Consider the following 22,310-nt stretch of genomic DNA (forward strand, 5'->3'; position numbering starts at 1 on the left):
GTAAGGAGAGTATGATGTCTTCTGTTTCTACATCGGGTTCTGGTGCATCTAAGTCGTCATTCAGCTTCGGGCGTATCTGGGATCAGTACGGTATGCTGGTGGTGTTTGCGGTGCTGTTTATCGCCTGTGCCATTTTTGTCCCGAACTTTGCCACCTTCATTAATATGAAAGGGCTGGGGCTGGCAATCTCCATGTCGGGGATGGTGGCGTGCGGCATGTTGTTCTGTCTCGCGTCGGGTGACTTTGACCTTTCTGTTGCTTCGGTAATTGCCTGTGCAGGTGTTACTACGGCGGTGGTTATCAATCTGACCGAAAGCCTGTGGATAGGCGTGGCGGCAGGTTTGCTGCTGGGCGTCCTCTGCGGTCTGGTGAATGGTTTTGTTATCGCCAAACTTAAAATTAACGCTTTGATTACCACGCTGGCGACGATGCAGATTGTCCGTGGTCTGGCGTATATTATCTCCGACGGTAAAGCGGTCGGTATCGAAGATGAAAGTTTCTTTGCTCTCGGTTATGCCAACTGGTTCGGCCTGCCTGCGCCAATCTGGCTCACTGTCGCTTGCCTGATAATCTTTGGCTTGCTGCTGAACAAAACTACCTTTGGTCGTAATACGCTGGCGATTGGTGGTAACGAAGAGGCCGCGCGTCTGGCAGGTGTACCGGTTGTCCGCACCAAAATCATTATCTTTGTTCTCTCTGGTCTGGTATCGGCGATTGCCGGGATTGTTCTGGCTTCGCGCATGACCAGCGGTCAGCCGATGACCTCGATTGGCTATGAGTTGATTGTTATCTCAGCCTGCGTTTTAGGTGGCGTTTCTCTGAAAGGTGGCATCGGAAAAATCTCATATGTGGTGGCGGGTATCTTAATTTTAGGTACTGTAGAAAATGCTATGAACCTGCTCAATATTTCTCCTTTCGCGCAGTACGTGGTTCGTGGCTTAATCCTGCTGGCGGCGGTGATCTTCGACCGTTACAAGCAAAAAGCGAAACGCACTGTTTGATGCTTTTTTCCGCAAAAATTTAGCCCTTTTTTCCTCCACAGCCAGCCGCCACAACGGCTGGCTGTTCTTTTTTGCAAATGGCGAGCTACGTCACACTGTCTATACTTACATGTCTGTAAAGCGCGTTCTGCGCGAACTATAAAAAGATAAGGAGGAGTACCGGGTGACAGAACCGTTAACCGAACCCCCTGAACTATCCGCGAAATATGCCTGGTTTTTTGATCTCGATGGAACGCTGGCGGAAATTAAACCGCATCCCGATCAGGTCGTCGTGCCTGACAATATTCTGCAAGGACTTCAGCTACTGGCAGCCGCAAGTGATGGTGCATTGGCATTGATATCAGGGCGCTCAATGGTCGAGCTTGACGCACTGGCAAAACCTTATCGCTTCCCGTTAGCGGGTGTGCATGGGGCGGAGCGCCGTGACATCAATGGTAAAACGCATATCGTTCATCTGCCGGATGCGATTGCCCGCGATATTAGTGTTCAACTGCATACGGCAATCAGCCACTATCCCGGTGCGGAGCTGGAGGCGAAAGGGATGGCGTTTGCGCTGCACTATCGTCAGGCGCCGCAGCACGAAGACGCCTTATTGACATTAGCGCAACGCATTACCCAGATTTGGCCGCAAATGGCATTACAGCAGGGAAAGTGTGTCGTCGAGATTAAACCAGGAAACACCAGTAAAGGGGAGGCGATTGCTGCCTTTATGCAGGAAGCTCCCTTTATCGGCCGTAAGCCCGTTTTTCTGGGCGATGATTTAACCGATGAATCTGGCTTCGCGGTCGTTAACCGACTGGGTGGAATGTCAGTGAAAATTGGCACCGGAGCGACTCAGGCATCATGGCGGCTGGCGGGCGTGCCGGATGTCTGGAGCTGGCTTGAAATGATAACCAACGCATTACAACAACAAAAAAGAGAAAATAACAGGAGTGATGACTATGAGTCGTTTAGTCGTAGTATCTAACCGGATTGCACCACCAGACGAGCACGCCGCCAGTGCCGGTGGCCTTGCTGTCGGCATACTGGGTGCACTGAAAGCTGCAGGTGGACTGTGGTTTGGCTGGAGTGGCGAAACGGGGAATGAGGATCAGCCGCTAAAAAAGGTGAAAAAAGGAAATATTACCTGGGCCTCTTTTAACCTCAGCGAACAGGATCTCGACGAATACTACAACCAATTCTCCAATGCCGTTCTCTGGCCTGCATTTCATTATCGACTCGATCTGGTGCAATTTCAGCGTCCTGCCTGGGACGGCTATCTACGCGTAAATGCGTTGCTGGCAGATAAATTACTGCCGCTGCTAGAAGACGATGACATTATCTGGGTTCACGATTATCACCTATTGCCATTTGCGCATGAATTACGCAAACGAGGGGTGAATAATCGCATTGGTTTCTTCCTGCATATTCCTTTCCCGACGCCGGAAATATTCAATGCGCTGCCGACGTATGACACCTTGCTTGAACAGCTTTGTGATTATGATTTGCTGGGTTTCCAGACAGAGAACGATCGCCTGGCGTTCCTGGATTGCCTTTCTAACCTGACCCGCGTTACGACGCGTAGCTCAAAAAGCCATACGGCCTGGGGCAAAGCGTTTCGAACCGAAGTTTACCCCATTGGCATTGAACCAGATGAGATAGCCAAACAGGCTGCCGGACCATTGCCGGCAAAACTGGCGCAACTAAAAGCGGAACTGAAAAACGTACAAAATATCTTTTCTGTCGAACGACTGGATTATTCCAAAGGTTTGCCGGAGCGTTTTCTCGCCTATGAAGCGTTGCTGGAAAACTATCCGCAACATCACGGTAAAATTCGCTATACCCAGATTGCGCCAACGTCGCGTGGTGATGTGCAAGCGTATCAGGATATTCGTCATCAGTTGGAAAATGAAGCCGGGAGAATTAACGGCAAATATGGTCAATTAGGCTGGACGCCGCTTTATTATCTGAATCAGCATTTTGATCGTAAATTACTGATGAAAATCTTCCGCTATTCTGATGTTGGATTAGTGACGCCGCTGCGCGACGGAATGAACCTGGTCGCGAAAGAGTATGTTGCCGCACAGGATCCTGCCAATCCGGGCGTACTGGTACTTTCGCAATTTGCCGGAGCGGCAAACGAACTGACGTCGGCGTTAATTGTAAACCCCTACGATCGTGATGAAGTTGCGGCGGCGCTCAATCGGGCGTTGACGATGTCGCTGGCGGAACGTATTTCCCGCCATGCAGAAATGCTGGAAGTTATTGTGAAAAACGACATTAATCACTGGCAGGAGTATTTTATTCGCGACCTAAAGCAGATAGTTCCGCGAAGCGCGGAAAGTCAGCAGCGCGATAAAGTTGCTACCTTTCCGAAAATGGCGTAATGGCAGTTAATCTCCCTTAAGCGGAACCAGTAGTACATCGACCTCGCTTGAGGCAATCACACTTTTCGCTGAGCAGGATGCTCGCGAAAAGAAACTGTGGTTATGATTGCCGCAAATCACCAAATCGAATTTATGCTTACGGCACACTGCCAGAATATGTTCGCTTAACTCACCGTAAGCAATAAATGTCTCTTCTACCGGATATCCCGCATCCTTTATTAATTTATCAAGAAAGTTTTGTGTTTCTTCATGCATTACGCTGCGTAAATCTTCAAGCATCGGTGCGGCTAATTGATTGAAGATTTCCGGGTCGGAAGCGAGAGTGATCAAACTTATGCGCCCATTAACCGGACGGGCGATAGAGACCGCTTTTGTCAACAGTTGCTGGCTTTCTGGCGAGACAGCTACAGCAACAAGAACATTGGTATAGCTCATAACCTGCTCCTTATTCTGTGAACTTCAGGTGTTATTACAGCTTTACTCTGAATGAGGCATTGATGCAATAACAACTCAGTCAAAAAGGTAAATATTAGGCTGGTTACTAGTAAGAATAATTAATTAGTGCCGCAATGTTATTATGCGATCGCCAGTATGGCTGTAAGAAGTAAAATTATCTATTCTCCTTATAAAACAAATGGTTAATGTTTGAAAAACATTTATATAACATTTGAGGAGGGCTCGGCTTTATTTTCACTTGAACTGGGTCATGTTATGTAACTCTCTGTTTGAAAATAAGTTATAGAGGATAAATAAATTTATTTCATACATAACAGATGGTTATTTACGGTGATTTATATTAACAGTGCGCAACATAATAATTTTATGCCTCTACTTCATTTTTGAAGCCAGAGGCGCTGAAAAACTTTTTAACAGAATGAAATATCATCAAAACAAAAGTATGACTTATACATTAATGTTAAGTAATTGAGTGTTTTGTGTGATCTGAGTCACACATTATCGAAAATCGCAGCGTCGCTCCGTTGTATGTGTGAGTGGTGACGAGTACAGTTGCGTCGAATTAGGAAAAATCTTAGTTAAGTGTAAAAAACACTATTCTCTGTAAGGGATTGTTTCATCGCTTACGATGCTTGTGTTTTTTCGTTGATCGCAACTATTCCATGGTTATTTACTTTTTACCGGGATTTCCCGGCGACATCACGGGGTGCGGTGATACCGCATAAAAATAAAGTTAGTTATTCTGGATGGGAATAATGCATACCTCCGAGTTGCTGAAACATATTTATGACATCAATTTGTCATATTTACTTCTTGCACAACGTCTGATCGTTCAGGACAAAGCGTCCGCCATGTTTCGTCTCGGTATTAATGAAGAAATGGCAACAACGTTAGCGACGCTGACGCTTCCGCAAATGGTTAAACTGGCAGAAACCAATCAACTGATTTGTCATTTCCGCTTTGACAGCCACCAGACTATTAATCAGTTGACGCAGGATTCCCGCGTTGACGATCTCCAGCAAGTTCATACCGGTATCATGCTCTCTACGCGTTTGTTGAATGATGTTAATCAGCCCGAAGAAGTGCTGCGTAAAAAAAGGGCCTGATAATGAGCGAAAAAAGCATTGTTCAGGAAGCCCGGGATATTCAGCTGGCAATGGAATTGATCACTCTCGGCGCTCGTTTGCAGATGCTGGAAAGTGAAACACAATTAAGTCGCGGACGCCTGATCAAACTCTATAAAGAACTGCGCGGAAGTCCGCCGCCGAAAGGTATGCTGCCATTCTCCACCGACTGGTTTATGACCTGGGAACAAAATGTTCATGCGTCGATGTTTTGTAATGCATGGCAGTTTTTGCTGAAAACAGGGTTATGTAACGGCGTCGATGCAGTAATCAAAGCCTATCGTTTATACCTCGAACAGTGTCCACAAGCCGAAGATGGGCCGCTGCTGGCGTTGACACGCGCCTGGACACTGGTGCGATTTGTTGAAAGTGGTTTACTACAACTTTCCAGTTGCAAGTGCTGCGGCGGTAATTTTATCACCCATGCCCATCAGCCTGTTGGCAGCTTTGCCTGCAGCTTATGTCAGCCGCCATCACGAGCGGTAAAAAGACGTAAACTTTCTCAAGACCCTGCCGATATTATCCCTCAACTGCTGGATGAACAGAGAGTACAGGCTGTTTAACTCACGCGATATGGCGAAACATTCCAGCAGCGGCAACTGATTGTCGCTGCTTTTTTCCCCGACCGTAAGTTAACGCCTGACGACTGAACATCCTGTCATGGTCAACAGTGAAAGGATGATGTCGTGCTTATCTTATTAGGTTACCTGGTTGTTCTCGGTACAGTTTTCGGCGGTTATTTGATGACCGGCGGAAGCCTTGGAGCACTTTATCAACCCGCTGAACTGGTGATTATTGCCGGTGCAGGTATTGGGTCGTTTATTGTCGGCAACAACGGTAAAGCCATCAAAGGCACGCTTAAGGCGCTGCCGTTACTGTTTCGCCGCTCCAAATACACCAAAGCAATGTATATGGATCTGCTGGCGCTGCTTTACCGGCTAATGGCGAAATCACGCCAGATGGGCATGTTTTCGTTGGAGCGCGATATTGAAAATCCTCGCGAGAGCGAGATCTTCGCCAGTTATCCTCGCATTATGGCTGATGCCGTCATGCTTGATTTTATTGTCGATTATCTGCGCCTGATTATTAGTGGTCACATGAATACCTTTGAAATCGAAGCTTTGATGGATGAAGAGATCGAGACTCACGAAAGCGAGGCGGAAGTCCCGGCAAACAGTCTGGCGCTGGTCGGTGACTCGCTCCCGGCATTTGGTATTGTCGCGGCTGTGATGGGAGTGGTTCACGCGCTCGGTTCGGCTGACCGACCTGCCGCCGAACTGGGGGCGTTGATTGCTCATGCGATGGTGGGGACTTTCCTCGGTATCTTATTGGCTTATGGATTTATTTCCCCGCTGGCAAGTGTTTTGCGCCAGAAAAGCGCAGAGACCAGCAAAATGATGCAGTGCGTCAAAGTCATACTGCTTTCTAATCTCAACGGTTATGCACCGCCAATTGCGGTTGAATTTGGTCGCAAAACGCTCTACTCCAGCGAGCGCCCGTCGTTCGTCGAACTGGAAGAGCACGTTCGTGCAGTGAAAAATCCGCTACAGCAGACGACAACCGAGGAAGCATGAAGAATCACGCGCATCCCATTATTGTCGTCAAGCGACGCAAAGCGAAAAGTCACGGCTCGGCGCATGGATCGTGGAAGATTGCTTATGCTGACTTTATGACTGCGATGATGGCTTTTTTTCTGGTGATGTGGCTGATCTCCATCTCCAGCCCAAAAGAGCTGATTCAGATTGCAGAATATTTCCGCACGCCGCTGGCGACGGCAGTAACGGGCGGTGATCGCATTTCTAATAGTGAAAGCCCAATTCCTGGCGGGGGTGATGATTACACCCAAAGCCAGGGAGAAGTGAATAAGCAACCGGACATTGAAGAACTGAAAAAACGCATGGAGCAAAGTCGGCTGCGGAAATTGCGGGGCGATCTCGACCAGCTTATCGAATCAGACCCGAAACTACGGGCGCTGCGTCCACATCTCAAAATCGATCTGGTGCAGGAAGGTTTACGAATTCAGATTATCGACAGCCAGAATCGCCCGATGTTTAAAACCGGCAGTGCTGACGTCGAACCCTATATGCGTGACATTCTGCGGAGTATTGCGCCTGTGCTGAACGGTATTCCTAACCGTATCAGTCTCTCCGGTCATACCGATGATTTCCCTTACGCCAATGGTGAGCAAGGCTATAGCAACTGGGAGCTTTCTGCCGAACGCGCCAATGCGTCGCGCCGTGAGCTAATGGTGGGCGGTCTGGCTGATGGCAAAATTCTGCGCGTTGTCGGCATGGCAGCCACCATGCGTTTGAGCGATCGTGGACCTGATGATGCCGTCAACCGTCGAATCAGCCTGCTGGTTCTGAACAGACAAGCAGAACAAGCTATTTTGCATGAAAACGCTGAAAGCCAGAATGAGCCGGTAAGTGTTCTGGAAAAAACAGGGAGCGCACCGCAGGTCAGTGTTCCCACAATGCCATCAGCCGAACCGAGGTGACAGCGTGAGCATGGATATAAGCGATTTTTATCAGACATTTTTTGATGAGGCGGACGAACTGTTAGCCGATATGGAGCAGCATCTGCTTAATTTGCAGCCAGAATCGCCAGATGCCGAACAGTTGAATGCCATCTTTCGTGCAGCTCATTCCATCAAAGGAGGGGCAGGAACGTTTGGTTTTACTGTGTTACAGGAAACCACGCATCTGATGGAAAACCTGCTCGATGAAGCCAGACGTGGTGAGATGCAGCTTAATACCGACATTATCAATCTGTTTTTGGAAACGAAGGACATCATGCAAGAACAGCTCGACGCTTATAAACAGTCACAAGAGCCAGAGGCCGCCAGCTTCGATTATATCTGCCAGGCCTTGCGTCAACTGGCATTAGAAGCGAAAGGCGAAACGGTATCCGCAGTGACCCGATTAAGTGTGGTTGCCAAAAATGAACCGCAAGATGGTCAGAATAGCCGCCAATCGCCGCGACGAATTATCCTTTCGCGCCTGAAAGCGGGAGAAATCGATCTGCTGGAAGAAGAGCTGGGACATCTGACAACGTTGACTGACGTGGTGAAAGGAGCCGATTCGTTATCGGCGACATTAGCGGGAGATATTGCGGAAGACGACATTACTGCGGTGCTTTGTTTTGTCATTGAGGCCGATCAGATTGCCTTTGAAAGCGTTGAGTCTACGGCAAAAGTATCTGCGCCACCGGTGCTTAAAATTGCCGTTGCAGAAGCGCCAGTTGTACGGACAGAACGGGAAAAACCGCCGCGCGGCAGCGAATCCACCAGTATCCGTGTGGCTGTAGAGAAGGTTGATCAACTGATTAACCTTGTCGGCGAACTGGTCATCACCCAGTCGATGCTGGCTCAGCGTTCGAGCGAACTGGACCCGGTTAATCATGGTGATTTGATTACCAGCATGGGTCAGTTACAACGTAACGCCCGTGATTTGCAGGAATCGGTGATGTCGATCCGCATGATGCCAATGGAATATGTCTTTAGTCGCTATCCCCGGCTGGTACGTGACCTGGCGGGAAAACTCGGCAAACAGGTAGAACTGACGCTGGTGGGCAGTTCCACTGAACTCGACAAGAGCCTGATAGAACGCATTATTGACCCGCTGACCCATCTGGTACGCAACAGTCTCGACCACGGAATTGAACTGCCGGAAAAACGCCTCGCCGCAGGCAAAAATAGCGTCGGAAATTTGGTTCTGTCTGCTGAACATCAGGGCGGCAACATCTGCATCGAAGTGACCGACGATGGCGCGGGGCTAAACCGTGAACGGATTCTGGCAAAAGCTGTTTCACAAGGTCTGACCGTCAGCGACAACATGACAGATGACGAAGTGGCAATGCTGATATTTGCTCCTGGTTTTTCTACAGCAGAGCAGGTTACCGATGTCTCCGGACGCGGCGTTGGTATGGATGTCGTCAAACGTAATATCCAGGAGATGGGCGGTCATGTCGAAATCAAATCGACGCCGGGCGCAGGAACTACGATCCGCATTTTACTGCCGCTGACGCTGGCGATCCTCGATGGCATGTCTGTACGTGTTGCAGATGAAGTTTTCATTCTGCCGCTGAATGCCGTCATGGAATCACTGCAACCCCGTGAAGCCGATCTGCATCCACTGGCGGGCGGCGAGCGGGTACTGGAAGTACGTGGTGAATATCTGCCCATCGTCGAACTGTGGAAAGTGTTCAACGTCACGGGCGCGAAAACTGAAGCGACTCAGGGAATTGTGGTGATCCTGCAAAGTGGCGGTCGCCGCTACGCTTTGCTGGTGGATCAATTAATTGGTCAACACCAGGTAGTAGTGAAAAACCTGGAAAGTAACTATCGCAAAATCCCGGGAATATCCGCCGCAACGATTCTCGGCGACGGCAGCGTGGCACTGATTGTTGATGTTTCTGCCTTGCAGACGATAAACCGCGAACAACGTATGGCGAACACCGCCGCCTGAATGAGTAAAAAGGTAACAATATGACCGGTATGACGAATGTAACAAAACTGGCCAGCGAGCCGTCAGGCCAGGAATTTCTGGTATTTACCCTCGGTGACGAAGAGTACGGTATTGATATTCTGAAAGTGCAGGAGATCCGTGGCTACGATCAGGTAACACGGATTGCGAACACGCCTGCGTTTATTAAAGGTGTCACTAACCTGCGCGGTGTTATTGTGCCGATTGTTGACTTGCGTATTAAGTTCAGCCAGGTGGATGTGGACTATAACGACAATACGGTGGTCATCGTCCTGAATCTGGGGCAGCGTGTGGTCGGTATTGTGGTTGATGGCGTGTCAGACGTTCTTTCATTGACGGCGGAGCAAATTCGTCCGGCACCGGAATTTGCCGTGACGCTTTCAACAGAATATCTCACTGGATTGGGCGCACTGGGCGACCGTATGTTGATTCTGGTGAACATCGAAAAACTGCTGAATAGCGAAGAGATGGCGCTGTTAGATAGCGCGGCGTCAGAAGTGGCGTAATTCTCCTGATTTCCTCAATTGAAATGAACCCGATGATCTGCGCATCGGGTTTTTTATTTCAATTTCGCGGCGGGTGGCATCAGCAATAAAGTTTCCCCCTTCCTTGCCGATAACGAGATCAACTTGTTTTCAGGAAGGTGCCTTATGATTAACCGTATCCGCGTAGTCACGCTGTTGGTAATGGTGCTGGGGGTATTCGCACTGTTACAGCTAATTTCCGGCAGTTTGTTTTTTTCTTCGCTTCACCATAGCCAGAAAAGCTTTGTCGTTTCCAATGAACTACGGGAACAACAGAGTGAGCTAACCTCAACCTGGGATTTAATGCTACAAACGCGCATTAATTTGAGCCGTTCGGCGGTGCGGATGATGATGGATTCATCCAATCAACAAAGTAACGCCAAAGTTGAATTGCTTGATAGCGCCAGGAAAACATTGGCCCAGGCAGCGACTCATTTTAAAAAATTCAAAAGCATGGCACCGTTACCTGAAATGGTCGCCACCAGTCGTAATATTGATGAAAAATACAAAAACTATCACACAGCGTTAACTGAACTGATTGATTATCTTGATTATGGCAATACTGGCGCCTATTTCGCTCAACCAACTCAGGGAATGCAAAATGCGATGGGCGAAGCGTTTGCTCAGTACGCCCTCAGTAGTGAAAAACTTTACCGCGATATCGTCACTAACAATGCGGAAGATTACCGCTTTTCCCAGTGGCAACTGGCGGTTATCGCGCTGGTGGTGGTATTGATTTTGCTGGTGGCGTGGTACGGCATCCGCCGTATGTTGCTTACCCCGCTGGCGAAAATCATTGCTCACATTCGCGAAATTGCCGGTGGTAACCTGGCGAATAGCCTCATCATTGATGGGCGCAGTGAAATGGGCGAACTGGCGCAGAGCGTTTCGCATATGCAGCGTTCTTTGACCGACACAGTCACCCATGTGCGCCAGGGGTCGGACGCCATCTATGCCGGTACACGTGAAATTGCAGTGGGCAATACCGATCTTTCATCACGCACTGAACAGCAGGCATCCGCGCTGGAAGAAACTGCCGCCAGCATGGAACAGCTCACCGCGACGGTGAAACAGAACGCCGATAACGCCCGTCAGGCCTCGCAACTGGCACAAAGTGCCTCCGACACCGCGCTGCACGGCGGCAAAGTGGTGGATGGCGTGGTGAAAACCATGCATGAAATCGCCGACAGTTCGAAGAAAATCGCCGACATTATTAGCGTAATCGACGGCATTGCCTTCCAGACCAATATCCTCGCACTGAATGCCGCTGTTGAAGCCGCGCGTGCCGGGGAACAGGGGCGTGGTTTTGCTGTGGTGGCGGGTGAAGTGCGTAATCTTGCCAGTCGCAGCGCCCAGGCAGCAAAAGAGATCAAAGCTCTGATAGAAGACTCAGTTTCCCGCGTTGATACCGGTTCTGTGCTGGTCGAAAGCGCCGGGGAAACGATGACGAATATCGTTAATGCGGTTACGCGCGTCACCGACATTATGGGGGAAATTGCTTCAGCCTCCGATGAGCAGAGCCGTGGCATTGATCAAGTTGCGCTGGCCGTGTCGGAAATGGATCGCGTCACTCAACAGAATGCCTCGTTGGTGCAGGAGTCAGCCGCCGCTGCTGCCGCACTGGAAGAGCAGGCCGGTCGTTTAACGCAGGCAGTATCCGCATTTCGTCTGGCAGCCAGTCAGCTAAACCACAAACCACCACTAAAATCCCAGCCTGCCAGTGAGCAATCACCTGCGCAGTCGCGGCGGCGTATCGCTGAACAAGAGCCAAACTGGGAAACATTTTGATGGGTATTTACTCAAGCGCCATTGCCGCCAGATGAGGCTGATGATGCAACAGAACGTCGCGCTTATCGTTTCTGGTGGCGCTATTACAACACAATCGGTGCAGTTACAGGCTGTGCCAGTGGTTTCCTGAAGTGATTGAGAAGGCGCTATGACATCATCTCAGCCCTGTGGGCAAACGTCTTTATTGTTACAGATGAGCGAGCGCCTTGCGCTTTCCGACGTTCATTTTCGGCGGATAAGTCAATTGATCTATCAACGTGCGGGGATTGTTCTGGCCGACCACAAGCGTGACATGGTCTACAACCGGTTGATACGCCGTTTGCGCTCGCTAGGACTGGCCGATTTTGGTCATTATCTGAACATGCTGGAATCTAATCAGCTTAGCGGCGAGTGGCAGGCATTTATTAACTCGCTGACTACCAACCTGACGGCATTTTTCCGTGAAGAGCATCATTTCCCACTGCTCGCGGCTCACGCTCGCCGTCGTTCTGGGGAATATCGTGTATGGAGCGCGGCGGCGTCGACTGGTGAAGAGCCGTACAGCATTGCCATGACGCTGGCGGACACATTAGGCACCACGCCTGGACGCTGGAAAGTGTTCGCCAGTGATATCGACACCGAAGTGCTGGAAAAAGCCAGAAGCGGCATTTATCGCCATGAAGAACTGAAAAACCTGACGCCACAACAACTCCAGCGTTACTTCATGCGCGGCACGGGGCCGCATGAAGGGCTGGTGCGTGTGCGCCAGGAACTGGCGAGCTATGTCGATTTTTCCCCGCTGAATTTGTTGGCGAAACAGTACACCGTACCGGGGCCGTTTGATGCGATCTTCTGCCGTAACGTCATGATCTACTTTGATCAAACGACCCAACAGGAGATTTTGCGCCGCTTCGTGCCACTACTTAAACCTGACGGATTGCTGTTTGCGGGGCACTCTGAAAATTTCAGCCACCTTGAGCGCAGCTTCACGCTGCGTGGGCAGACGGTGTATGCGCTAAGTAAGGATTAACCATGAGCAAAATCAGGGTGTTGTCTGTCGATGATTCGGCACTGATGCGCCAGATCATGACGGAAATCATCAACAGCCATAGCGATATGGAAATGGTGGCAACGGCGCCCGATCCGCTGGTCGCGCGAGATTTGATTAAGAAATTCAACCCCGATGTGCTGACGCTGGATGTTGAAATGCCACGGATGGATGGACTGGATTTCCTCGAAAAATTAATGCGTTTGCGTCCAATGCCCGTTGTGATGGTTTCTTCTCTGACCGGCAAAGGTTCTGAAGTGACGCTGCGTGCGCTGGAGTTGGGGGCGATTGATTTTGTCACTAAACCGCAACTGGGTATTCGAGAAGGGATGCTGGCGTACAGCGAAATGATCGCTGAAAAGGTGCGTACGGCGTCGAGGGCGAGCCTCGCGGCGCATAAACCATTATCGGCTCCGGCAACGCTGAAGGCGGGGCCGTTGTTGAGTTCAGAAAAACTGATTGCGATTGGTGCTTCAACGGGGGGCACCGAGGCAATTCGGCACGTATTGCAGCCGCTACCGCTTTCCAGCCCGGCACTGTTAATCACCCAGCATATGCCGCCTGGCTTTACCCGTTCTTTTGCCGACCGCCTGAATAAACTGTGTCAAATCGGTGTTAAAGAGGCCGAAGACGGAGAACGTGTTTTGCCGGGACATGCCTATATCGCACCGGGCGATCGACATATGGAACTGGCGCGCAGCGGCGCGAACTATCAAATCAAAATTCACGATGGCCCGGCGGTTAACCGCCATCGACCGTCGGTGGATGTGTTGTTTCATTCTGTCGCCAGACAGGCGGGGCGCAACGCGGTTGGAGTGATCCTCACCGGTATGGGCAACGACGGTGCGGCGGGAATGTTGGCGATGCGTCAGGCGGGGGCATGGACCCTTGCGCAAAACGAAGCAAGCTGTGTGGTGTTCGGTATGCCGCGCGAGGCCATCAATCTGGGGGGCGTCTGCGAAGTGGTCGATCTTAGCCAGGTAAGCCAGCAAATGCTGGCGAAAATCAGTGTCGGACAGGCGATACGTATTTAAATCAGGAGTGTGAAATGGCGGATAAAGAACTTAAATTTTTGGTTGTGGATGACTTTTCCACCATGCGACGCATTGTGCGTAACCTGCTGAAAGAGCTGGGTTTCAACAATGTTGAGGAAGCGGAAGATGGCGCTGATGCTCTCAACAAGTTACAGGCAGGCGGTTATGGCTTTGTGATTTCCGACTGGAATATGCCGAATATGGATGGTCTGGAGTTGCTGAAAACCATTCGTGCTGATGGTGCGATGTCGGCGTTGCCAGTGCTGATGGTGACCGCTGAGGCGAAGAAAGAGAACATTATCGCGGCAGCACAAGCGGGGGCCAGTGGCTATGTGGTTAAGCCATTTACCGCCGCGACGCTGGAGGAAAAACTCAACAAAATCTTTGAGAAACTGGGCATGTGAGGATGCGACTATGATGCAACCATCAATCAAACCTGCTGATGAACATGCAGCCGGCGATATCATCGCGCGCATCGGCAGCCTGACACGTATGCTGCGTGACAGCCTGCGCGAGCTGGGACTGGATCAGGCGATAGCCGAAGCTGCGGAAGCCATCCCTGATGCCCGCGATCGCTTGTTCTACGTTGTGCAGATGACTGCGCAGGCCGCAGAGCGGGCGCTGAATAGCGTTGAGGCGTCACAACCGCATCAGGATGAAATGGAGGAATCGGCAAAAGCATTAGCCCAACGCTGGGATGACTGGTTCGCCGATCCGATTGACCTTGCCGACGCCCGTGAACTGGTGACAGATACGCGGCAATTTCTGGCGGATGTGCCCGCTCATACCAGCTTCACAAACGCGCAGTTACTGGAAATTATGATGGCGCAGGATTTTCAGGATCTCACCGGGCAGGTGATTAAACGGATGATGGATGTGATTCAGGAAATTGAACGCCAGTTGTTGATGGTGCTGCTGGAAAATATCCCGGAACAGGATGCGCGTCCGAAACGTGAAAACCAGAGTTTGCTTAACGGACCACAGGTCGATACCAGCAAAGCCGGTGTGGTTGCCAGTCAGGATCAGGTGGACGATTTGTTGGATAGTCTTGGGTTTTGATTTGTATTGCCTGATGTGACGTGACCGCGTCATATCAGGCGGTCGGATAAGGCGTTTACGCCACATCCGACAAACGTGCGCCCTGTCTGATGTACTGCGGTAAAAGCCCTAAAGCCCACCTGTTTTGCCACTTATTCCAGGCATTGAATGCTTTCCGCTCTGGCATTATTCACGCTTATTACCATTTCCAGGATTGGCGACGTGTCTGACGAGAGCGACGACAAAACAGAAGCTCCCACACCTCACCGACTTGAAAAAGCGCGGGAAGAGGGGCAGATCCCGCGCTCCCGTGAGCTGACCTCACTGCTCATTTTACTGGTGGGCGTGTGTGTTATTTGGTTTGGTGGCGCGTCTCTGGCACGGCGGTTGTCGGGGATGCTCTCCGCCGGGCTGCATTTTGATCACAGCATCATCAATGACCCCAACCTCATTCTCGGACAGATTATTTTGCTGATCAGAGAAGCCATGCTTGCACTGTTGCCGCTGATTAGCGGTGTGGTGCTGGTGGCGCTCATTTCGCCGGTCATGCTGGGGGGGCTGGTATATAGTGGTAAATCATTGCAACCGAAGTTTTCCAAACTCAACCCACTACCGGGCATTAAACGTATTTTCTCGGCGCAAACTGGCGCGGAGCTGCTGAAAGCTATCCTGAAATCTACACTGGTTGGCTGCGTTACTGGCTTTTATCTCTGGCATCACTGGCCGCAGATGATGCGCTTAATGGCGCAGTCACCCATTACCGCAATGGCTAACGCGATGGATGTTGTGGGGTTGTGTGCACTTTTAGTGGTGCTTGGTGTCATTCCGATGGTGGGATTTGACGTCTTTTTTCAAATTTTCAGCCACCTGAAAAAGCTGCGTATGTCACGGCAGGATATTCGTGATGAGTTCAAACAAAGCGAAGGCGATCCGCATGTCAAAGGGCGAATTCGTCAGATGCAGCGTGCTGCCGCGCGGCGTCGGATGATGGCCGATGTGCCGAAAGCGGACGTCATTGTTAATAACCCAACTCACTACTCAGTGGCATTGCAGTATGACGAAAACAAAATGAGCGCGCCGAAAGTTGTTGCTAAAGGCGCGGGGCTGGTGGCGTTACGCATTCGTGAAATCGCCGCTGAAAATAACGTCCCGACTCTTGAAGCGCCGCCGCTGGCGCGCGCGCTGTATCGACACGCAGAAATCGGCCAACAAATTCCCGGTCAACTGTATGCCGCCGTGGCGGAAGTGCTGGCCTGGGTCTGGCAACTGAAACGCTGGCGTCTGGCCGGTGGACAACGTCCTGAACAACCCACTCATCTTCCGGTGCCGGAAGCCCTGGATTTTATCAACGAGAAACCGTCCCATGAGTAATCTGGCCGCGATGCTGCGCCTGCCCGCAAACCTGAAATCGACACAGTGGCAGATCCTTGCCGGACCTATTTTGATCCTGCTGATCTTGTCGATGATGGTGCTGCCACTGCCCGCATTCATTCTCGACCTGCTGTTCACTTTCAACATTGCCTTGTCGATTATGGTGTTGCTGGTGGCGATGTTTACCCAGCGCACGCTTGAGTTTGCCGCGTTTCCGACCATTCTGTTGTTTACCACGCTGCTGCGTCTGGCGCTTAATGTGGCTTCCACGCGTATCATTTTGATGGAAGGGCATACTGGCGCGGCGGCGGCAGGGAAGGTGGTTGAAGCATTTGGTCATTTTCTCGTGGGCGGTAACTTTGCCATCGGCATTGTGGTGTTTGTCATCCTCGTGATCATCAACTTTATGGTCATTACCAAAGGTGCCGGACGTATCGCGGAAGTGGGTGCGCGCTTTGTTCTCGACGGAATGCCAGGAAAACAGATGGCGATTGATGCCGACCTCAACGCTGGCCTGATTGGCGAAGATGAAGCAAAAAAGCGACGTTCAGAAGTGACCCAGGAAGCTGATTTTTACGGCTCAATGGACGGGGCGAGTAAGTTTGTCCGTGGTGACGCCATCGCCGGGATCCTCATCATGGTCATTAACGTTGTTGGCGGATTGCTGGTTGGGGTGTTGCAACATGGCATGAGTATGGGTCATGCAGCGGAAAGTTATACGCTGTTGACCATCGGTGATGGTCTGGTCGCGCAAATACCTGCGCTGGTTATTTCTACCGCTGCGGGGGTTATCGTTACGCGAGTCAGTACCGATCAGGACGTTGGCGAGCAGATGGTGAATCAGCTTTTCAGTAACCCCAGCGTCATGTTGTTAAGTGCCGCAGTGCTCGGTTTACTGGGGCTGGTGCCGGGAATGCCAAACCTGGTATTTTTACTGTTCACAGCGGGATTGCTGGGGCTGGCATGGTGGGTTCGTGGACGTGAACAAAAAGCGCCCGCTGAACCGAAACCAGTGAAGATGGCGGAAAATAATGCCGTTGTCGAAGCGACCTGGAACGATGTGCAACTGGAAGATTCTCTGGGAATGGAAGTGGGTTATCGGCTGATCCCGATGGTCGATTTTCAGCAGGATGGCGAGTTGCTTGGTCGTATTCGCAGTATTCGCAAGAAATTTGCTCAGGAGATGGGCTTTCTACCGCCAGTGGTGCACATCCGCGACAATATGGATCTACAGCCTGCCCGCTATCGTATCTTGATGAAAGGCGTTGAGATTGGCAGTGGTGATGCTTATCCGGGGCGCTGGCTGGCCATTAACCCAGGAACAGCCGCCGGGACGCTACCCGGTGAAGTGACTGTCGATCCGGCATTTGGTCTTAATGCTATCTGGATCGAAAGTGCGCTAAAAGAACAAGCGCAGATTCAGGGATATACGGTGGTTGAAGCCAGTACAGTGGTGGCAACGCATCTTAACCACCTCATTAGTCAACATGCCGCAGAACTGTTTGGTCGTCAGGAGGCGCAGCAGTTACTGGATCGCGTGGCGCAGGAGATGCCAAAACTGACGGAGGATTTGGTTCCTGGCGTTATCACGCTTACCACGCTGCATAAAGTGCTACAAAACCTGCTTGATGAAAAAGTACCGATCCGCGATATGCGCACCATTCTTGAAACGCTGGCGGAACATGCGCCTATCCAGAGCGATCCGCATGAATTAACCGCCGTCGTGCGCGTGGCGCTGGGGCGGGCAATTACTCAGCAGTGGTTCCCCGGTAAAGATGAAGTTCACGTTATCGGTCTGGACACGCCACTGGAGCGTTTACTGTTACAGGCGTTGCAGGGCGGTGGCGGACTGGAACCGGGGCTGGCGGATCGTTTGCTGGCACAGACCCAGGAAGCATTATCCCGTCAGGAGATGCTGGGTGCGCCGCCAGTACTGTTGGTGAACCACGCGCTGCGTCCGCTATTGTCTCGCTTTCTGCGCCGTAGCCTGCCGCAACTGGTGGTACTGTCGAATCTCGAACTCTCTGATAACCGGCAGATTCGGATGACGGCGACTATTGGGGGTAAATAATGAGGATCTTACTGGCGATATTGTTGTTTCCGCTGGTTGTACAAGCCGCCGGGGAGGGGATGTGGCAGACAAGTAGTGTGGGCGTTACGCTAAATCATCGTGGTGAGTCGATGTCGTCAGCGCCTCTTTCTTCGCGACAACCAGCATCAGGATTGATGACGCTGGTGGCGTGGCGTTATCAGCTTATCGGCCCGACACCATCGGGGCTGCGGGTACGCTTGTGTTCACTATCTCGTTGTGTCGAATTAGACGGGCAGAGCGGGAGCACTGTGGCCTTTTCCGGTATACCGGCGGCAGAACCGTTGCGATTTATCTGGGAAGTGCCTGGCGGTGGGCGGTTAATTCCGCCGCTGAAGGTACAACGTAATGAAGTGATTGTGAATTACCGTTAGTGATAAAAAAGCCGATGTCTGCAACGACATCGGCCTTTGCGGTATAACGCGATTACATACGCTCTACCGTCTCAATACCCAGCGTATCCAGACCCAGTTTCAGCGTCTTCGCCGTCAGTTGCGCCAGTTTCAGACGGCTGTTACGCACTTCTTCGTTTTCTGCGCTAAGGATCGGGCAGTGCTCGTAGAAGCCAGAGAACAGACCGGCCAGATCGTACAGATAAGCACACATCACGTGCGGCGTGCCTTCACGGGCAACCACAGTGAGGGTTTCTTCAAACTGCAACAGGCGAGCTGCCAGTTGCGCTTCACGATCTTCACGAATGATTACCGGAGCGGCAGCCAGTTGTTCTTCGTTAATTTCTGCTTTACGGAACACGGACAATACACGGGTGTAGGCATATTGCATGTACGGCGCAGTATTACCCTCAAACGCCAGCATGTTGTCCCAGTCGAAGATGTAGTCGGTGGTGCGGTTTTTGGAGAGATCCGCGTATTTCACCGCACCGATACCCACGGCATTGGCCAGTTTTTCCAGCTCGTCGGCTGGCATATCCGGGTTCTTCTCTGCCACCAGACGACGTGCACGCTCCAGGGCTTCATCCAGCAGATCGGCCAGTTTCACCGTACCGCCAGCACGGGTTTTAAACGGCTTGCCGTCTTTACCCAGCATCATGCCGAACATGTGGTGCTCCAGCGGTACGGATTCCGGCACGTAGCCTGCTTTACGGACGATCGCCCACGCCTGCATCAGGTGTTGATGCTGACGGGAGTCGATGTAATACAGCACGCGATCGGCATGTAGCGTCTCGTAACGGTACTTCGCACAGGCGATATCGGTGGTGGTGTAGAGATAGCCGCCATCTTTCTTCTGAATGATCACGCCCATCGGTTCGCCTTCCTTGTTTTTGAACTCATCAAGGAATACGACGGTTGCGCCTTCGCTTTCTACTGCCAGACCTTTGGCTTTCAGATCCGCCACGATACCCGGCAGCATTGGGTTGTAGAGGCTTTCACCCATCACGTCATCACGGGTCAGTGTTACGTTGAGACGATCGTAGGTGATCTGGTTCTGCGTCATGGTGATGTCGACCAGTTTGCGCCACATCTCGCGGAAGTATTCGTCACCGCTTTGCAGTTTTACCACGTAGTTACGTGCGCGCTCGGCGAACTCTTCATCTTCATCGTAATGCTTTTTCGCATCGCGGTAGAAACCTTCAAGGTCAGCCAGCTCCATTTCACCGGCGTTTTCCTGCTGCTGCTTTTCCAGCCATGCAATCAGCATACCGAACTGAGTGCCCCAGTCGCCGACGTGGTTAGCACGAATCACTTTGTGACCGAGGAACTCCAGAGTACGTACTGCCGCGTCACCAATGATAGTGGAACGCAGATGACCGACGTGCATCTCTTTCGCCACGTTTGGCGCGGAGTAGTCAACCACAATGGTCTGTTTTTCTGGCGTAGCAACACCGAGACGATCGGACGCCAGCGCCTGCTGAACATGTTCAGCCAGGAATGCCGGATCAAGGAAAATGTTGATAAAGCCAGGACCGGCGATCTCAACTTTGCTGGCGATACCGTTAAGATCCAGATGAGTCAGCACCTGCTCTGCTAATTGTCGCGGTGCCATACCCAGTTTTTTAGCAACTGCCATCATGCCGTTAGCCTGATAGTCGCCGAACTGAACTTTTGCTGACTGACGAACCTGCGGTTCGCAATCCGCAGGCGCGCCTGCCGCAATCATGGCCTGACGGACTTTTTCTGAGAGAAGAGCCTGAATATTCACCGGAATACCTTACATTGATGAAGCGAGCAAAAATTGCCCGCACCAGTTAAAGAAATTAGGGCGGGAGTATACTGCAAATGGCTGTTTTCGTCAGCAACGTGCGCGTGGCGTATTGCCGTTTTCACTATTGCATCAGGAGCGGCGTGAAATCAGCGGTTGGTTGGCGCAGGGCAACAGGGTAAATTAACGCTTTTACCGAAGACGAAGAGTGATTATGGCGAACTGGCAATCTATCGACGAGTTGCAGGATATTGCAACGGATTTACCGCGATTTATCCACGCATTAGACGAACTTTCACGGCGTCTGGGGCTGGATATTACTCCGCTGACTGCCGATCACATTTCTTTGCGGTGCCATCAAAACGCCACCGCTGAACGCTGGCGTCGCGGGTTTGAACAGTGCGGCGAACTCCTGTCAGAAAATATGATCAATGGCAGACCGATCTGCCTGTTTAAATTGCGTGAACCGGTACAGGTTGCTCACTGGCAGTTTTCGATTGTTGAGTTGCCGTGGCCAGGGGAAAAACGCTACCCGCATGAAGGTTGGGAACATATCGAAATTGTTCTGCCAGGAGAGCCGGAAACGCTGAATGCCCGCGCGCTGGCGTTGCTTTCTGATGAAGGACTAAGCCTGCCGGGGATCTCGATTAAAACCAGTTCGCCAAAAGGTGAGCATGAACGATTACCGAATCCAACGCTGGCGGTCACCGATGGTAAAACGACGATAAAATTTCATCCATGGTCCATTGAAGAGATCGTTGCCAGCGAGCAGTCGGCGTAATTAAGGAGCAAAAATGGCATTACTGGAAATTTGCTGTTACAGCATGGAATGCGCGCTGACGGCGCAGCAAAACGGTGCCGACAGAATAGAATTGTGTGCGGCACCGAAAGAAGGGGGGCTAACGCCGTCACTGGGCGTTCTGAAGTCCGTGCGCCAGCATGTTACGATCCCCGTACATCCGATCATCCGCCCACGCGGTGGCGATTTTTGCTACAGCGACGGCGAGTTTGCCGCCATTCTTGAAGATATCCGCACAGTGCGTGAATTAGGATTTCCTGGACTGGTGACAGGCCTTCTGGATGTTGATGGTAATGTCGATATGCCACGAATGGAAAAAATAATGGCGGCTGCTGGTCCGCTGGCCATCACTTTTCATCGTGCCTTCGATATGTGCGCTAACCCTTTAAATACATTGAATAACCTTGCTGAATTAGGCGTTGCCAGGGTGCTGACATCGGGGCAAAAATCTGATGCACTGCAAGGTTTATCAAAAATTATGGAACTTATTGCCTATGGTGATGTTCCAATCATCATGGCCGGAGCAGGAGTCCGTGCAGAAAACCTGCACCATTTCCTCGATGCCGGGGTGCTGGAAGTCCATAGCTCTGCAGGAGCGTGGCAAGCCTCACCGATGCGTTATCGTAATCAGGGATTGTCCATGTCATCGGATGCACACGCGGACGAGTATTCGCGTTATGTCGTAGACGGGACGGCGGTTGCTGAAATGAAAGGAATCATTGAGCGCCATCAGGCCAAATGATTTTTACCGTTGCATCATGTCGCCCAATATGATGCTTGCTCGTACCAGGCCCCTGCCCATTCAACAGGGGCCTTTTTTTATCCTTGAGAAGTATGAAAAATGAACAGTTGCCGTGTCATATCGACTTCGTAATAGCGCGCCAAATCATGCTACTAAAAATGTTATATATATTCATATTAACTATGTAATTTAAATTATTAAAACTGCCAAATATATATTAAAAAATAACGGCTGGTTTCTTCTTTAATAATTAATGGTTAAATTGCAATAAATCATATTCTTTGTCGATTATTTCAGGCAGTGTTGT

Annotated in this window: 21 protein-coding genes; 19 read left to right on the forward strand and 2 right to left on the reverse strand. The window is 51.1% G+C overall.

Going from position 1 to position 22,310, the window contains the following annotated elements:
• The first annotated feature begins 14 nt into the window (after positions 1 to 14).
• The 3 genes from araH (at position 15) to otsA (ending at position 3,367) form a co-directional block, all read left to right on the forward strand.
• Entirely contained in the window at positions 15 to 1,001 is a 987-nt protein-coding gene (gene araH / locus A7098_RS10420; protein WP_000100212.1) for an arabinose ABC transporter permease AraH, read from the forward strand.
• A gap of 163 nt (positions 1,002 to 1,164) precedes the next feature.
• Positions 1,165 to 1,968, forward strand: coding sequence for a trehalose-phosphatase (otsB, locus tag A7098_RS10425; RefSeq protein WP_000138760.1), 804 nt, complete (start codon positions 1,165 to 1,167; stop codon positions 1,966 to 1,968).
• The gene (gene otsA, locus A7098_RS10430) at positions 1,943 to 3,367 is read left to right on the forward strand and encodes an alpha,alpha-trehalose-phosphate synthase (protein WP_105280753.1); all 1,425 of its coding nucleotides are present in this window, start codon (positions 1,943 to 1,945) and stop codon (positions 3,365 to 3,367) included. The genes otsB and otsA overlap by 26 nt, the downstream gene beginning before the upstream one ends.
• A gap of 6 nt (positions 3,368 to 3,373) precedes the next feature.
• On the opposite strand, the gene uspC is transcribed toward otsA, so the two are convergent.
• Positions 3,374 to 3,802, reverse strand: a complete 429-nt coding sequence (gene uspC, locus A7098_RS10435) for a universal stress protein UspC (RefSeq protein ID WP_000122665.1) — start codon at positions 3,800 to 3,802, stop codon at positions 3,374 to 3,376.
• A 776-nt stretch (positions 3,803 to 4,578) separates the two neighbouring features.
• Between uspC and flhD the strand changes: the two genes are divergently transcribed.
• The 14 genes from flhD (at position 4,579) to flhe (ending at position 18,676) form a co-directional block, all read left to right on the forward strand.
• On the forward strand, positions 4,579 to 4,929 hold the full coding sequence (flhD, locus tag A7098_RS10440; protein ID WP_001516558.1) for a flagellar transcriptional regulator FlhD: 351 nt from the start codon (positions 4,579 to 4,581) through the stop codon (positions 4,927 to 4,929).
• A gap of 2 nt (positions 4,930 to 4,931) precedes the next feature.
• Positions 4,932 to 5,510, forward strand: a complete 579-nt coding sequence (flhC, locus tag A7098_RS10445) for a flagellar transcriptional regulator FlhC (protein ID WP_001291590.1) — start codon at positions 4,932 to 4,934, stop codon at positions 5,508 to 5,510.
• 123 nt (positions 5,511 to 5,633) lie between these two features.
• Complete coding sequence (gene motA, locus A7098_RS10450) at positions 5,634 to 6,521, forward strand: flagellar motor stator protein MotA (RefSeq protein WP_105280754.1); 888 nt, start codon at positions 5,634 to 5,636, stop codon at positions 6,519 to 6,521.
• Positions 6,518 to 7,444: a flagellar motor protein MotB gene (motB, locus tag A7098_RS10455; RefSeq protein ID WP_000788499.1), complete on the forward strand. Its 927-nt coding sequence runs from the start codon at positions 6,518 to 6,520 to the stop codon at positions 7,442 to 7,444. Before motA ends, motB begins: the two co-directional genes overlap by 4 nt.
• Before the next feature lie 4 nt (positions 7,445 to 7,448).
• On the forward strand, positions 7,449 to 9,413 hold the full coding sequence (cheA, locus tag A7098_RS10460; protein ID WP_105280755.1) for a chemotaxis protein CheA: 1,965 nt from the start codon (positions 7,449 to 7,451) through the stop codon (positions 9,411 to 9,413).
• 20 nt (positions 9,414 to 9,433) lie between these two features.
• Entirely contained in the window at positions 9,434 to 9,937 is a 504-nt protein-coding gene (gene cheW, locus A7098_RS10465; protein ID WP_000147302.1) for a chemotaxis protein CheW, read from the forward strand.
• A gap of 144 nt (positions 9,938 to 10,081) precedes the next feature.
• Positions 10,082 to 11,743, forward strand: a complete 1,662-nt coding sequence (gene tar / locus A7098_RS10470) for a methyl-accepting chemotaxis protein II (protein ID WP_105280756.1) — start codon at positions 10,082 to 10,084, stop codon at positions 11,741 to 11,743.
• 148 nt (positions 11,744 to 11,891) lie between these two features.
• Positions 11,892 to 12,752, forward strand: coding sequence for a protein-glutamate O-methyltransferase CheR (gene cheR / locus A7098_RS10475; RefSeq protein ID WP_105280757.1), 861 nt, complete (start codon positions 11,892 to 11,894; stop codon positions 12,750 to 12,752).
• A gap of 2 nt (positions 12,753 to 12,754) precedes the next feature.
• A complete protein-coding gene (gene cheB, locus A7098_RS10480; RefSeq protein WP_000036399.1) occupies positions 12,755 to 13,804 on the forward strand; it encodes a protein-glutamate methylesterase/protein glutamine deamidase in 1,050 nt (349 codons plus the stop codon).
• A 14-nt stretch (positions 13,805 to 13,818) separates the two neighbouring features.
• Positions 13,819 to 14,208 carry a chemotaxis response regulator CheY gene (cheY, locus tag A7098_RS10485; RefSeq protein WP_000763855.1) on the forward strand — a complete coding sequence of 130 codons (390 nt, stop codon included), beginning with the start codon at positions 13,819 to 13,821 and terminating at the stop codon, positions 14,206 to 14,208.
• A 10-nt stretch (positions 14,209 to 14,218) separates the two neighbouring features.
• Positions 14,219 to 14,863, forward strand: coding sequence for a protein phosphatase CheZ (cheZ, locus tag A7098_RS10490; protein ID WP_105280758.1), 645 nt, complete (start codon positions 14,219 to 14,221; stop codon positions 14,861 to 14,863).
• A 201-nt stretch (positions 14,864 to 15,064) separates the two neighbouring features.
• Complete coding sequence (gene flhB, locus A7098_RS10495) at positions 15,065 to 16,213, forward strand: flagellar biosynthesis protein FlhB (protein WP_105280762.1); 1,149 nt, start codon at positions 15,065 to 15,067, stop codon at positions 16,211 to 16,213.
• Complete coding sequence (gene flhA, locus A7098_RS10500) at positions 16,206 to 18,284, forward strand: flagellar biosynthesis protein FlhA (RefSeq protein ID WP_000067001.1); 2,079 nt, start codon at positions 16,206 to 16,208, stop codon at positions 18,282 to 18,284. The genes flhB and flhA overlap by 8 nt, the downstream gene beginning before the upstream one ends.
• Positions 18,284 to 18,676: a flagellar protein FlhE gene (gene flhe / locus A7098_RS10505; RefSeq protein ID WP_105280759.1), complete on the forward strand. Its 393-nt coding sequence runs from the start codon at positions 18,284 to 18,286 to the stop codon at positions 18,674 to 18,676. The genes flhA and flhe overlap by 1 nt, the downstream gene beginning before the upstream one ends.
• Positions 18,677 to 18,728: 52 nt before the next feature.
• Here flhe and argS read toward each other — a convergent pair whose 3' ends face one another.
• Positions 18,729 to 20,462 carry an arginine--tRNA ligase gene (argS, locus tag A7098_RS10510; protein WP_001025326.1) on the reverse strand — a complete coding sequence of 578 codons (1,734 nt, stop codon included), beginning with the start codon at positions 20,460 to 20,462 and terminating at the stop codon, positions 18,729 to 18,731.
• A gap of 214 nt (positions 20,463 to 20,676) precedes the next feature.
• Here argS and A7098_RS10515 point away from each other — a divergent pair, with 214 nt between their 5' ends.
• Positions 20,677 to 21,243 carry a VOC family protein gene (locus A7098_RS10515; protein ID WP_105280760.1) on the forward strand — a complete coding sequence of 189 codons (567 nt, stop codon included), beginning with the start codon at positions 20,677 to 20,679 and terminating at the stop codon, positions 21,241 to 21,243.
• A gap of 13 nt (positions 21,244 to 21,256) precedes the next feature.
• Positions 21,257 to 22,003 (forward strand): copper homeostasis protein CutC, encoded by a 747-nt coding sequence (gene cutC / locus A7098_RS10520; protein WP_105280761.1) that lies wholly within the window; start codon positions 21,257 to 21,259, stop codon positions 22,001 to 22,003.
• Positions 22,004 to 22,310: the final 307 nt, after the last annotated feature.

It is taken from the genome of Escherichia sp. MOD1-EC7011, from assembly GCF_002965005.1.
GTDB lineage: Bacteria > Pseudomonadota > Gammaproteobacteria > Enterobacterales > Enterobacteriaceae > Escherichia > Escherichia ruysiae.

Excerpts from the sequence above, each read along its gene's own strand:
- otsA (WP_105280753.1), top strand. The coding sequence starts at position 1,943 with ATGAGTCGTTTAGTCGTAGTATCTAACCGGATTGCACCACCAGACGAG.
- cheY (WP_000763855.1), top strand. The coding sequence starts at position 13,819 with ATGGCGGATAAAGAACTTAAATTTTTGGTTGTGGATGACTTTTCCACC.
- flhC (WP_001291590.1), top strand. The coding sequence starts at position 4,932 with ATGAGCGAAAAAAGCATTGTTCAGGAAGCCCGGGATATTCAGCTGGCA.
- flhD (WP_001516558.1), top strand. The coding sequence starts at position 4,579 with ATGCATACCTCCGAGTTGCTGAAACATATTTATGACATCAATTTGTCA.
- araH (WP_000100212.1), top strand. The coding sequence starts at position 15 with ATGTCTTCTGTTTCTACATCGGGTTCTGGTGCATCTAAGTCGTCATTC.
- cutC (WP_105280761.1), top strand. The coding sequence starts at position 21,257 with ATGGCATTACTGGAAATTTGCTGTTACAGCATGGAATGCGCGCTGACG.
- flhe (WP_105280759.1), top strand. The coding sequence starts at position 18,284 with ATGAGGATCTTACTGGCGATATTGTTGTTTCCGCTGGTTGTACAAGCC.
- uspC (WP_000122665.1), bottom strand. The coding sequence starts at position 3,802 with ATGAGCTATACCAATGTTCTTGTTGCTGTAGCTGTCTCGCCAGAAAGC.
- cheB (WP_000036399.1), top strand. The coding sequence starts at position 12,755 with ATGAGCAAAATCAGGGTGTTGTCTGTCGATGATTCGGCACTGATGCGC.
- motB (WP_000788499.1), top strand. The coding sequence starts at position 6,518 with ATGAAGAATCACGCGCATCCCATTATTGTCGTCAAGCGACGCAAAGCG.
- cheR (WP_105280757.1), top strand. The coding sequence starts at position 11,892 with ATGACATCATCTCAGCCCTGTGGGCAAACGTCTTTATTGTTACAGATG.
- A7098_RS10515 (WP_105280760.1), top strand. The coding sequence starts at position 20,677 with ATGGCGAACTGGCAATCTATCGACGAGTTGCAGGATATTGCAACGGAT.
- cheZ (WP_105280758.1), top strand. The coding sequence starts at position 14,219 with ATGATGCAACCATCAATCAAACCTGCTGATGAACATGCAGCCGGCGAT.
- flhA (WP_000067001.1), top strand. The coding sequence starts at position 16,206 with ATGAGTAATCTGGCCGCGATGCTGCGCCTGCCCGCAAACCTGAAATCG.
- cheW (WP_000147302.1), top strand. The coding sequence starts at position 9,434 with ATGACCGGTATGACGAATGTAACAAAACTGGCCAGCGAGCCGTCAGGC.
- tar (WP_105280756.1), top strand. The coding sequence starts at position 10,082 with ATGATTAACCGTATCCGCGTAGTCACGCTGTTGGTAATGGTGCTGGGG.